At 33.0% G+C, this 13,166-nt stretch carries 11 protein-coding genes; 3 read left to right on the top strand and 8 right to left on the bottom strand.

Features of this window, described 5'->3' with window-relative positions; translation table 11 throughout:
- Window positions 1-51 precede the first annotated feature (51 nt).
- Complete coding sequence (locus M4I23_RS03405; RefSeq protein ID WP_158846855.1) at window positions 52-333, top strand: pyrimidine/purine nucleoside phosphorylase; 282 nt, start codon at window positions 52-54, stop codon at window positions 331-333.
- A gap of 87 nt (window positions 334-420) precedes the next feature.
- On the opposite strand, the gene M4I23_RS03400 is transcribed toward M4I23_RS03405, so the two are convergent.
- The 5 genes from M4I23_RS03400 to M4I23_RS03380 form a co-directional block, all read right to left on the bottom strand.
- On the bottom strand, window positions 421-1,161 hold the full coding sequence (locus M4I23_RS03400; RefSeq protein WP_249753451.1) for a succinate dehydrogenase/fumarate reductase iron-sulfur subunit: 741 nt from the start codon (window positions 1,159-1,161) through the stop codon (window positions 421-423).
- Between the two features lie 10 nt (window positions 1,162-1,171).
- Window positions 1,172-3,184 (bottom strand): fumarate reductase/succinate dehydrogenase flavoprotein subunit, encoded by a 2,013-nt coding sequence (locus tag M4I23_RS03395; protein ID WP_249753450.1) that lies wholly within the window; start codon window positions 3,182-3,184, stop codon window positions 1,172-1,174.
- An 11-nt stretch (window positions 3,185-3,195) separates the two neighbouring features.
- Complete coding sequence (locus tag M4I23_RS03390) at window positions 3,196-3,867, bottom strand: succinate dehydrogenase cytochrome b subunit (protein WP_249753449.1); 672 nt, start codon at window positions 3,865-3,867, stop codon at window positions 3,196-3,198.
- A gap of 357 nt (window positions 3,868-4,224) precedes the next feature.
- The gene (locus tag M4I23_RS03385; protein ID WP_158846847.1) at window positions 4,225-5,841 is read right to left on the bottom strand and encodes an aspartate:alanine exchanger family transporter; all 1,617 of its coding nucleotides are present in this window, start codon (window positions 5,839-5,841) and stop codon (window positions 4,225-4,227) included.
- A gap of 561 nt (window positions 5,842-6,402) precedes the next feature.
- Window positions 6,403-8,133 carry a T9SS type A sorting domain-containing protein gene (locus tag M4I23_RS03380; RefSeq protein ID WP_249753448.1) on the bottom strand — a complete coding sequence of 577 codons (1,731 nt, stop codon included), beginning with the start codon at window positions 8,131-8,133 and terminating at the stop codon, window positions 6,403-6,405.
- A 151-nt stretch (window positions 8,134-8,284) separates the two neighbouring features.
- Here M4I23_RS03380 and M4I23_RS03375 point away from each other — a divergent pair, with 151 nt between their 5' ends.
- Window positions 8,285-9,577 carry an aminopeptidase P family protein gene (locus M4I23_RS03375; RefSeq protein WP_249753447.1) on the top strand — a complete coding sequence of 431 codons (1,293 nt, stop codon included), beginning with the start codon at window positions 8,285-8,287 and terminating at the stop codon, window positions 9,575-9,577.
- Window positions 9,578-9,708: 131 nt separating this feature from the next.
- Here the strand turns inward: M4I23_RS03375 and nadD are convergent, their stop codons facing one another.
- The 3 genes from nadD to M4I23_RS03360 form a co-directional block, all read right to left on the bottom strand.
- Window positions 9,709-10,287 carry a nicotinate (nicotinamide) nucleotide adenylyltransferase gene (nadD, locus tag M4I23_RS03370; RefSeq protein ID WP_158846841.1) on the bottom strand — a complete coding sequence of 193 codons (579 nt, stop codon included), beginning with the start codon at window positions 10,285-10,287 and terminating at the stop codon, window positions 9,709-9,711.
- Between the two features lie 12 nt (window positions 10,288-10,299).
- The gene (gmk, locus tag M4I23_RS03365; protein WP_158846839.1) at window positions 10,300-10,887 is read right to left on the bottom strand and encodes a guanylate kinase; all 588 of its coding nucleotides are present in this window, start codon (window positions 10,885-10,887) and stop codon (window positions 10,300-10,302) included.
- A gap of 63 nt (window positions 10,888-10,950) precedes the next feature.
- Complete coding sequence (locus tag M4I23_RS03360; RefSeq protein ID WP_249753446.1) at window positions 10,951-11,808, bottom strand: YicC/YloC family endoribonuclease; 858 nt, start codon at window positions 11,806-11,808, stop codon at window positions 10,951-10,953.
- A 155-nt stretch (window positions 11,809-11,963) separates the two neighbouring features.
- On the opposite strand from M4I23_RS03360, the gene M4I23_RS03355 reads away from it, so the two are divergent.
- Window positions 11,964-13,079, top strand: a complete 1,116-nt coding sequence (locus M4I23_RS03355; protein WP_249753445.1) for a formylglycine-generating enzyme family protein — start codon at window positions 11,964-11,966, stop codon at window positions 13,077-13,079.
- Window positions 13,080-13,166 lie beyond the last annotated feature (87 nt).

The following is a 13,166-nucleotide window of genomic DNA, read 5'->3' as shown; positions in this document are numbered from 1 at the left end:
TAAAATTTAGGTGCTTTTTTATTTTTGTAACTAATTGAAAATTTTAAACATATGATATCTGCAAACGAATACTTTGATGGCAACGTAAAATCTTTAGCCTATTCATCTGCAACAGGAAAATCGACCATAGGTGTTATGGAAGTTGGAACATACGAATTTGGCACATCTACACACGAAACTATGAGTGTTATTGAAGGTGAAATGGAAGTTAAACTACCAAACGCACCTGAATGGAAAATTTATAAAGCCGGTGCATCTTACTCTATTGATGCTAATGAAAAGTTTCAAGTAAAAGTTAGCGTTCAAACTTCATACTTATGCCAATATGTTTAATTTATTTTAAACGACAATTTAAGACATAAAAAAAAGCTTATATCAATTAGATATAAGCTTTTTTTATAAATATAAATTATTTTGAAATTATATAGAAGCTTTCATAAGCTCTCTATTCATTCTTGCAATACTCTCTAAAGTAATTCCTTTAGGACACTCAACTTCACATGCACCTGTATTAGTACAGTTTCCAAAACCTTCTAAATCCATTTGTGCAACCATGTTTTGTACACGATCTGCAGCTTCTACTTGCCCTTGTGGTAATAAAGCATATTGAGATACTTTAGCGCCCACAAATAACATTGCAGAAGAGTTTTTACAAGTAGCTACACAAGCACCACAACCAATACAAGCCGCTGCATCCATAGCTTCATCTGCTGCATGCTTAGAAATAGGAAGTCCATTAGCATCTTGCGTATTACCAGAAGTATTTACAGAAATAAAACCACCTGATTGTTGAATACGCTCAAAAGCCATTCTATCTACAATTAAATCTTTTATTACAGGAAATGCTGATGCTCTAAATGGCTCTATAGTAATAGTGTCTCCATCGTTAAACATACGCATGTGTAACTGACAAGTAGTAATACCTCTATCAGGACCATGAGCTTCACCATTTATGTATAAAGAACACGCACCACAAATACCTTCTCTACAATCATGATCAAAAGCAACAGGTTCTTCACCAGAATTTACTAATTGTTCATTTAAAACATCCATCATTTCTAAGAAAGACATATGTTCTGAAATATCAGTCACTTTATAGTCTACCATTTGACCCTTTGAACCAGCGTCTTTTTGTCTCCAAATTTTAAGTGTTAAATTCATAATGTCTTTATTATTTGTATGAACGTTGTTTTAGTTCTATATCTTTAAATTCTAATTCTTCTTTATGTAAAACTGCATCTGCAGGTTCTCCTTTATATTCCCAAGCAGATACAAAAGCATAATCTTTATCATTACGTTTCGCCTCTCCTTTTTGCTCACCATCTAACTCTACAGATTCTTCTCTAAAGTGTCCACCGCAAGATTCATTTCTTACTAAAGCATCTTTAGCAAATAACTCTCCTAATTCTAAAAAGTCTGCTACACGACCTGCCTTTTCTAATTCAGCATTCATTTCGCTTGCGCTTCCAGGAACCATTACGTCTTTCCAGAATTCTTTACGAATCGCTTTAATTTCTGCCATAGCTTCTTTTAAATCTTTTTCGTTACGAGACATTCCTACTTTATCCCACATTACTTTACCAAGACGTTTGTGGAAATAATCTACACTTTTAGTTCCTTTGTTATTGATAAAGAAATCTATTTTATCTTTTACTTCTTTTTCTGCTTCATCAAACTCTTTTGTATCCGTAGCAATTTCTCCTGTTCTAATATCATCAGATAAATAATCTCCAATAGTATAAGGTAGAACAAAATAACCATCGGCTAAACCTTGCATTAATGCGGAAGCACCTAATCTGTTTGCTCCGTGATCAGAGAAGTTTGCTTCACCAATACAATATAAACCTTCAACAGTAGTCATTAAGTTATAATCAACCCAAACACCACCCATTGTATAGTGTGTTGCTGGATATATCATCATTGGAGTTTCATACGGGTTTTCAGCGATGATTTTTTCATACATCTGAAATAAATTCCCATATTTTTCTTCAATAATTTCTTGTCCTAATTTTACAATTTCTTCTTTAGAAGGATTTTTTATTCCTTTTAATTTAGCTTGTTGTTTTCCATAACGCTGAAAAGCAGAAGCAAAATCTAAATAAACAGCTTCTCCTGTTGCATTTACACCATAACCAGCATCACAACGTTCTTTTGCAGCTCTAGAAGCTACATCACGAGGTACCAAGTTACCAAATGCAGGATAACGACGCTCTAAATAATAATCTCTATCCTCTTCCGCAATCTGTACTGGCTTTAATGTACCTTGTTGAATTGCTTTTGCATCTTCTATTTTTGCTGGAACCCAAATTCTACCATCATTACGTAATGACTCTGACATTAACGTCAATTTAGATTGGTAATCTCCAGAACGTGGAATACACGTTGGGTGAATTTGTGTAAAACAAGGATTTGCGAAATACGCTCCTTTTTTATGAATTTTCCAAGCAGCAGTTGCGTTAGAACCCATTGCATTGGTAGATAAGAAATAAACGTTTCCATATCCTCCAGTTGCAATTACAACAGCGTGTGCAGAGTGGCGTTCTATTTCTCCTGTAATTAAATTACGAGCAATAATACCTCTTGCTTTACCATCAACTTTTACAACATCTAACATTTCGTGACGATTGAACATTTCAATTTTACCACGAGCAATTTGGCGGTTCATTGCCGAATAACATCCTAATAATAATTGTTGTCCTGTTTGTCCTTTTGCATAAAAAGTTCTTGAAACTAAAACCCCTCCAAAAGAACGATTGTCTAACAAACCACCATAATCACGTGCAAAAGGAACCCCTTGTGCTACACATTGATCAATAATATTTGAAGAAACTTCTGCTAACCTGTAAACATTTGCTTCACGAGAACGGTAATCTCCTCCTTTTACAGTATCGTAAAATAATCTGTAATTAGAATCTCCATCTCCCATGTAATTTTTTGCTGCATTAATCCCTCCTTGAGCTGCAATTGAATGCGCTCTACGAGGAGAATCTTGATAAGCAAAAGCTTTTACATTGTATCCTAATTCTGCTAATGTTGCAGCAGCAGAACCACCTGCTAATCCTGTTCCTACAACAATAATATCAATATGACGTTTATTTGCAGGGTTAACAAGATTAATTTTGTCTTTATAATTTGTCCATTTATCTTTAATTGGACCTTCTGGTACTTTTGAATCTAAAGCCATATATAATAAGATTAATGGTTAAAATAATGAGAAATTGCTACTATTATAAACCCTAATGGTATTATAATAGAATATCCTTTCCCTATACTTTGAAGTGTTTTTTTACGTCCTGCCGTTACTCCCATCGATTGGAATGCAGATGTAAATCCGTGTGCTAAATGCAATCCTAAAAGTACAAATGCTACAACGTAAGCAACAACTCTTGCTGGGTTTTGGAATTTCTCCACCAACTCATGGTAATATCTAAAATTACCATCATGCATACCAGACATATCACCTACTACGTATTTAGTGTTTAATTCTGGTATCCAGAAATCAATAAAGTGAAGCACAATAAATGCTAATATAGCAAGACCACTGTAAATCATGTTTCTACTCATCCAAGTAGAATTAGCTGCACCATTGTTTTTTACATAAGCAACTCCATTTGCCTTTTTGTTTTTCAACTCTAATACAAATCCCATTACAAAGTGAAATACAACTCCAAAAATTAATACAGGCTGCAAAGCAAATTGTATTAAAGGATTGGTTCCCATAAAATGAGACATGTCGTTAAAGACCGTTTCACCAAATAAAGAAGTAATATTTACTGCTAAATGTATTATTAAGAAAAACATGAGGAAGAATGCAGAAAGTGCCATAGCAACTTTTCTTCCAATTGAAGATTTAAAAAATCCGCCCATTATTTTAAATTATTTTAGTTGATAACAAATGTACTATTTAGATACTATTTACTGAAATAAAAATCCCTTTTTTTAACTATTTAGAATCGTTATAACAAAGAGCCCGTAACTCAACACATCTCTTTATTCCACAAGCTTTTACGCCTACAAATTTTTCATATAAACGCATGTTTTCACGATTTATGATAGTCGAAAAGCTACATAAAATTAAGATGATTTTTAATAGGCTTCAATTTAATAATAAAGCCAAATCATCAATGTTATTATAATACTCGAGTTACTAAATTCTTAAAAAGTTTAATAACCCATATCACTTAATTTTTAATTACTCCAATTTTATATTTAACCCATAATCATTTATAAGATTGCCATTATTTCAGCAACAATTATTATAAGTACTAATGAAAAAGGATAAACTGCAGCATAGGCAATTTGTGGCGCTTCAGATTCGGTCATTGAATCTGTAGCACTTAACCCAGGAGTAGATGTCATTCCTCCTGTTAACGCACCTAGTATAGATAAAAAATTAATTTTTAGAATGAAACGCCCTGTAAGCACCGTGGTAATCATTGGAATTAAAGTAATTAAAGCTCCAAAAAGAAACAAAACAGCACCGTGTTCTTGAATAGCAGAAACTAGACTTTGTCCTGCGCTTAAACCTACAGGAGTTAGAAACAATAGAAGCCCTAACTGTCGTAATATTTGGTTTGCAGGACCAGGTAAGTTCCAAATTATTGGTCCTACTTTTCCTTTCCAACTTAAAAATATGGAAGCTAAAAGCACCCCACCGGTAAGACCCAGTTTAAGATGTATACCGCCTAAAGGAATAGCAATAGCTCCAACAATGATACCTATAACAATTCCGAATGCTACTGGTAAAAAACTAGTTTGCCCAATTCTTTTTAGACTATTTCCAAAGAGCTGCGTAACCGCAGAAACATTACCTACAGAGCAAGAAACCAGAATTTTATCACCATATTTTATTTGAGTTGTTGGGTGCGGAGCCAAATCGATACTTGCTCTTCTAATACGTGTAATTGTGGCCGCATAGTTTTCAAGAAGATTTAATTCTCTAATCGTTTTATTTACAACAGCATCATTACTTACTACATACCATTTAACTTCGAAAGTTTCACTGCGAGGAATTTGTATATCAGTAACTTTCCCTAATAAAACTTCTATCCGTTCTAACGCGTTTACAGTTCCCACGGCTTTAATAATATCTCCCGTTTCCAAAACGGTATCTTTTGTTGGAGAGATAGGAAGTTGATTAGGCTTCATTACACGCGAAATATTAGCCTTTGTCATGAAGCGTATTCTCAACTCTTTAATGGTTTTGCCATTAACATTTTCATTAGAGATAATCAAGTTTTTATTAATTATCATCGGAGTGGAAGAATTCGACATTTCTTCAAAGTTTTTTTCTTCTTTTTTTATGTCTACCCTAAATAAGGCCGGCCCTAATTTCACGAATAAGATAACACCTAAAACACCAAAAGGATACGCAATTCCATAACCAATAGATGCCAAAGAAGAATGAGAAGCCTCAATAGACGCAGCTAAACCTGGCGTAGATGTTAATGCTCCTGTCAATAAACCACTCATCATGTTCATATCTACATCATAAATATAAGAGATACATACCGCCGTAATTCCGCCCGTAATTACGGTAATTCCTGCTAGAGCTATTAATTTTATGCCTTGTTCTTTAAAAGAACTAAAAAAGGAAGGTCCTGCTTGCATCCCTATGGTATATATAAACATAACCAGCCCCACACTTTGTATAATAGGAGGGATACTAAAAGTAATGCCATACAGATTGTATAAATAGCCGAAAAAAATCGCAACAAAAATAACAGCTGAAGTATCGAAATTAACCCCTTTTATCTTAACGTTTCCAAGAGCAATTCCGAAGCCAATAACTAGAAATAACACAAAGTAGTCTTTAGTGAGTAATTCTAAAAAAAGTTCCATGAGTAATAATATTTATTTTATTGTAATATTATGAAAAATTTAGTTTTATCTACCCAGCAAAAATATAATTTTACTAAAATAAGTTTTATGATAATTGTCACCTAAAACTCTTACTAGCATTGATACTCCTTATATTTACACCTCGCAGACACTATGTATGTTGAACGAATACGTTGTAGTAATTTTTTTAATAAAATTGAATATTTTATTTTTCAATTTTAAGACAAACTACCTTTATAAACTAAAAATAAAACCGAAAATTAAAATGACTTTTATAGCTATTCTCACTAACTAGTTGATTCTCAAAAAGAGACTCTTTATTAAAAATCCGTTATACTAACCAAAGACATAACATTTAACGTTAAATGTGTTTTTAAAAAATTTGCTCTTTATTCCATAATAAGTTGAAGATACATAAAAGTAATCACCTTGAATACTTCGAACATGTTTTAATAATCGTTTTATTTTTCCTTTTGAAGGATTATAATCAAAAAAAACTCATCTTATATTTTCTAAATTTAGAAAATATAAGATGAGTTTAATACATTGAAAAAGTAATTATTAGTCTACAATAAGTTTTTTAGTAATTGAAGCTAAATCGGAACTAATATTTACAAAATAAAGTCCTTTAGAAATTCCAGATAAACTTATAGTTTGAAGTCCTGAAGTCTTAGAAACATCATGTTTAGAAATTAAACGACCATTAACATCGTAAATAATTACAAATTCTAGATTAATTGAAACTGATTTTTTAATAAAAAATTCTGTTTTGGCAGGGTTTGGATATAAATCAACACCACTTTCTAAAACATCTTCTTCAATTCCTAATAGACATGAATATCCACTCATTAACTGATAACTACAAACAGCATTAGTTGTACTATTGGTTACAATAATATTTGCTGCCTCTTTATTTGAATCACTTAATTCATGATTCGCAATAAAACTTTGTATATTAAAATGCATTGGATCACTTTCATCAATTACATGATCTAGTAATTGAGCATGCCCCAACTCGTGCAATGCCACAGTTTCAAAATCAAATCCAAAAACAAAACCATCCTCAGCATAAAACCAGTCTGTTTTACCATCAAATATTACATCTACTTCAGCAACAACCCAATCAGAAGCATTACAAGAATCATAGTACACAGTTGTTGCTCCTAAATACCCTTCAGGTAAATTAGGGCTAAAAGCTATAACATTTTCAGCATCAAGTCCTGCGCTATTCTGAGTTGTTGTATTAGCACTTACTCCCCAATTAATTCCAGTTTCACAACGCCAAGTCTCAAATGCTCTCATAAAAGCCAGATTAGCGCTACTATTACTTGAAAGATCAGTACTCATGCTCCAAGTAAGACCTCCATTTCCGTTTGCCCCATAATATTGAACAGGATAAGCCTTACCAGCATTTTCATTAGTTAATAATGCAAAAGACACTATTAATACCTCTTCCGATACTGATGAATCATTATTTGAATCAACAATAGTTACAAGCCCAGTTCCTGCCAAAGAAGGTATCTCAACAGTAATTCGTTCATCTGTCCAAGTTAAAACTTGTGAGTCTAAAGCATAAGTAACAGATGCTCCTCCATCACTAGAATTAGCAAATCCAACACCACCTTTTACAGAGCCGAATCCAGTTCCATTTATTGTTAAAACAGTTTTTGTTCCTGCGCTAACTGGTTGATCCGTAAAAGAAATACTAGCAGGAGCTAATACTTTTGCACTTTTTGCTGCTTTGTTTGCTTGTTCTGCAACATTATATTTTAAAACCTCAGAAAAATCAGCTTTAGTTTTAGATAGAATTTCAGTATATAATGTTTCAATACCTTCCCTTTTATTAAATGGATTTATTACAACATCTCTATTTAAATCATATTTATAAAAACCTTGAACACCACTATAAGGTCTAAACCCATTACTAGTAACATTAACATCGCTAGCCAAAGTAAATATACCAACATCATTGGCATTTAAATTTAAACTGGGTGAAACTTTTTGTGACATATTCCCTACTGTACCTCCTGTAGTTATAACTTGTACTATTTCTACTGGATTTCCTTTAAAAATCTTGTAAACCTCAACGGTATTAATAGTATAAATATTAGTTTGATCTGCATTCCAAAAAGATTCTTTTGAAATTACTTTTCCTTCAACAACTAAGCCTGAAGATTCAATTTGCTGACTTAGAGGTATTTCTTTCAGCATAACCTGCGCATTAAAACTAGCCACACCGAATAAGCTAGCTAGTACCGAGAGAAGTACTTTTCGTGTATTTGTTCTTTTCATAATAACAATTTTAGATAATTCAATGAGGATTAATTAATTAGAGGGGCAATTTACCATATTTTGGCTATATCCCAATATTTTTTTTATGCTAACTTATCTTTGAATAAAACATTATTTTTGTATTTTAAATACATATTTTAAATACATCATCATGAAATACCATCAAATAAACGCTAATCTATTCGTAAAAAACAGAAGAAATTTTGCCAATAAAATGACTTCTAAAAGCTTAGCTGTTTTCAATTCGAACGACACTTATCCAATAAGCGCAGATAGCACGATGCCATTTGAACAGCATCGTGATATTTTTTACTTAAGTGGAGTTGACCAAGAAGAAAGTATTTTAGTATTATTTCCTGATTGCCCAAAGGAAAAACACCGAGAAATTCTTTTTTTAAAAGAAACCAATGAGCATATAGCGATTTGGGAAGGCGAAAAACTAACTAAAGAAAAAGCCTTTGAAACAAGTGGCATAAAAACGGTATACTGGTTGCAAGACATGGAAAAAATCATGTTTGAAATCATGACGCAATGTGATACTGTTTACATTAACACCAACGAACATTACCGCGCTAATGTAGAAACAGAAACTCGTGAAGATCGCTTTACAAAATGGATAAAAGATAAATATCCTGCACATAGCGTAGCAAAAAGCAACCCTATTTTACAACGGTTACGCTCTGTAAAAGACCCTATTGAGTTAGATTTAATTCAGCAAGCTTGTGATATTACAGAAAAAGGCTTTCGTAGAATTTTATCCTTTGTTAAACCAGACGTTTGGGAATTCGAAATTGAAGCCGAATTTATGCATGAGTTTTTAAGAAATAGATCGAAAAAATTTGCATATACACCTATTGTAGCTTCGGGAAACAATGCTAATGTACTTCATTACATAGAAAACAATCAACAATGTAAAGCAGGCGATTTAATATTATTAGATGTTGGCGCAGAATACGCGAACTACTCTAGTGACATGACAAGAACAATACCTGTATCTGGTCGTTTTACAGACAGACAAAAAGCAGTTTACAACGCTGTTTTAAATGTTAAAAATGAAGCAACAAAAATGCTTATTCCGGGTACTGACTGGGCTGAATACCACGCTGAAGTTGGAAAAATAATGACAAGCGAACTTTTAAACCTAGGCTTACTTAATAAAGCTGACGTACAAAATGAAGACTCAGAATGGCCTGCTTATAAAAAATATTTTATGCATGGAACAAGTCACCACATGGGGTTAGACACACACGATTATGGTATTTTAACAGAGCCTATGCAAGAAAACATGGTTTTTACCGTAGAACCTGCTATTTATATCCCAAAAGAAGGTTTTGGTATTCGTTTAGAAGATGATGTTGTTATCCAAAAAACAGGAGCACCTTTTAATTTAATGAAAAACATTCCCTTAGAGGCTGATGAAATTGAAGATTTAATGAATTCTTAAATTATAAATTATGATAATAAGCGGCCTTACAACGCTACTTATTATCATAATTATTAAATACACTCTCGTTCGTTCTAAAATAAAAAACTCTTTGGATAATTACAATTGAACCCATACTGAATAAAATAAAACTACTTATAAAAATTCATTTCATCTAAATACTCCCAAACATTTTCTGGCAACATGGGTTTTACATTTTTACCAGTTTTAATACCATTCCGAATAAACGTAGAAGACAACTCCATTACAGGTGCATTAATAACATGTATTTTATCATGACCAGTAAATCGAGTATCTACAGTATCTTTAGAAATACGCGGATACACATAAATATCATGGTTTTCCAAAATAACATCGTAGTTTTTCCATTTATGGAAACTCTTCAAGTTATCTTCCCCCATAATTAAAGAAAACTCATGGTTTGGATATTTTTCTTGAACATGAACTAAAGTGTTTATAGTATAATTTGGCTGCGGTAAATTAAATTCTATATCACTAGGCTCAAGCTTATCGTAATCTTTAGTAGCTAAATACACCAACTCTAAACGCTGGTAATTATCAAGCAAAGTTGTTTTCTTTTTAAACGGATTATGTGGTGTTACCACAAACCAGACCTGATCTAGATCACTATGTTCCGCCATATGGTTTGCTATCACTAAATGCCCAATATGAATAGGATTAAACGACCCAAAATACAATCCAATCTTCATTGATAACTTATTTTAAGAATTTACAAAGTTGCTTACTAAAGTTTCAGCTTCTTCTAGCGCATGTTCCAATGTGTCATTTACAACAATAACATCAAAAAGTGGTGCAGTTGCTAACTCGGCAGACGCCTTGGCTACTCGCATATTTATTTTATCGGCACTTTCGGTTTTACGTTTTTTAAGTCGAATTTTAAGCTCATCGATACTTGGTGGTTTTACAAAAATAGCCAAGGTTTCTTCTGGGAATTTTCGTTTAATTCGTAACCCACCAGAAACATCAATATCAAAAATCACATTTTTACCTTTTGCCCAAATACGTTCTACTTCAGTTTTTAAAGTTCCATAGAAATTATCGCGATAAACCTCTTCCCACTCCAAAAACTCATCATTCTTAATTTTAGATTTGAATTCACTAGTTGAAAGAAAATAATAATCAGTGCCATCAATTTCTGTACCTCTAGCCTCCCGAGATGCTGCCGAGATTGAAAATTCTAAATTCAACTTATCTAAGCCTAATAAATGCCTCACTATAGTTGTTTTACCAGAACCCGAAGGTGCAGAAAACACTATAAGTTTACCTTGTTTTTTATTTGTTGCTGCCATAATCTATAATACTATTTTACTGCCACTGGCAACTGAGCATTGCCACTATGAAACGCGACTTTTTTAAAGCACATTCAATAACTGTTCCTTTATTTTCTCTAGTTCATCTTTCATTTGCACTACCAATTGTTGCATAGGTGCATAATTACTTTTTGAACCAATTGTGTTTATTTCACGCCCCATTTCCTGACTAATAAACCCTAATTTTTTACCGTTAGATTCTTCCGAATTTATCGATTCTATAAAATAATTTAAGTGATTTTTTAATCGAACTTTTTCTTCAGTAATATCAAATTTCTCAATATAATACACCAATTCTTGTTCAAAACGGTTTTCGTCGTATTTCTCTTTAAGCTCCGCAACACCTTTATGTAAACGTTCTCGAACACCTTCAACACGTTCAGGATCCATTTTAATAACTTGTTCTAAAACAGCATCAATAGAATTTACGCGATTAATAAAATCTTGCTCAAGCACCTTTCCTTCATTTAATCGGTAACTATTTAAATCGGCAACAGCGGTATTTATTTCACCTGAAATTGTTTTCCACTCATTTTCGTCAATTTCTTCACGAACCGTATTTAACGCATCGGGGAATTTAACTGCCATTTTCAATAATTCAAGCTCGTTTCCATCAACAACTTGCCGTAACTGCTCCATATATTGTTTAACAACGGGTGTGTTAATTTGGGTTGATGTATCTTCAGCGGTAGCTTCAACATAAATAGAAAAATCTACTTTACCACGTACCAATTTATCGGCAAGAAGTTTTCGAATAGAAAGCTCCTTTTCTCTATAAATAGAAGGCATTCTCGCATTTAAATCTAAACTTTTACTGTTTAAAGATTTTAGTTCTATTGTTATTTTTTTTGTAGGTAATTGTAATACAGATTTTCCGTAACCCGTCATTGAATAAATCATACACCAAATTATATAAGTTGCGCAAAGGTAATTAAAACCAAACGGATAGGAAACCGTTTATTAAATGTTAAAATAGATTCTTTAATATAAACATAGCAACCTATTGAATATATTATCGATATTTTTGTTTTCCTTAAAAATTTAAAACCAATTAAATGAAACTACACACACATTACTTTTTAGCGTTCTTTATAATTACTACTGTTTTTGGATGTAAAAATAAAAACACAGAAGCAATTGAAGTTTCTACAAAAACAGAAGAAATTATAGCAAAAAAAATAATAAATGATAGCATAACCAACAACCCACCAAAAGGTATGGTTTGGATTCCTGGTGGCTCTTTTTTACAAGGTGCTGTGCCGCAAGATCAAGCAGCCATGAAACATGAAAAACCTCAGCACCCAGTATCTGTCGATGGTTTTTTTATGGATATTACCGAAGTTACTAATGCCGAGTTTGCTAAATTTATTAAAGCTACCGGTTATGTAACTATGGCGGAACGTGAAATTGATTGGAACGAAATGAAGAAACAACTTCCTGAAGGCACTCCAAAACCTCACGATTCTGTTTTACAACCCGGCTCTTTAATGTTTAAAAAAACAAAATCATCGGTTCCTAATCTATACGATTTCTCACAATGGTGGCGCTGGTCTATTGGTACAAACTGGAAACACCCAAGTGGACCAGATAGCAATATAGAAGGTAAAGATAACCATCCTGTTGTACACGTTTGTTATGAAGATGCTGAAGCTTACTGCCTTTGGGCAGGACGCCGCTTACCTACAGAAGCCGAATGGGAATTTGCTGCTAGAGCAAACCAAGAAAACGCAACGTATTCTTGGGGCGACGACCTCTCCATTTTATCAAAACAAGCAAATAGCTGGGAAGGCGAATTTCCTGTAAACAACACTTTAAAAGATGGTTTTGAACTCACAGCACCTGTAAAAACATATCCTGCAAATAATTTTGGATTGTACGATATGGCTGGAAATGTTTGGGAAATGACTTCCGATTGGTACAACCTAAATTATTACGACGAACTTGCTGCTTTAAACACCTCTATTGATAACCCAAAAGGTGCCGCTAAAGCATACAACCCAAACGCCCCATACATTCAAGAAAAAATTATTAAAGGTGGTTCTTTTTTATGTAGCGACTCCTATTGTGCAAGCTACAGAGTATCATCCCGCATGGGTACAAGTTTAGATTCTTCTGCAGAGCATGTTGGTTTTAGAACCGTTGCTACTCCAGATATGTTAGTTAAAAAGTAAAAAAATCAACTTAATAAAAATCTTCATTTTAATGCTCTAAAGCTATTAAAATGAAGGTTTTTCGTTTTAGGTAAGTTTCAGAAGAAA

It is taken from the genome of Algibacter sp. L4_22 (genome assembly GCF_023473045.1).
Classification (GTDB): Bacteria; Bacteroidota; Bacteroidia; order Flavobacteriales; family Flavobacteriaceae; genus Algibacter.
This window is presented reverse-complemented; position numbering and strand designations above follow the sequence as displayed.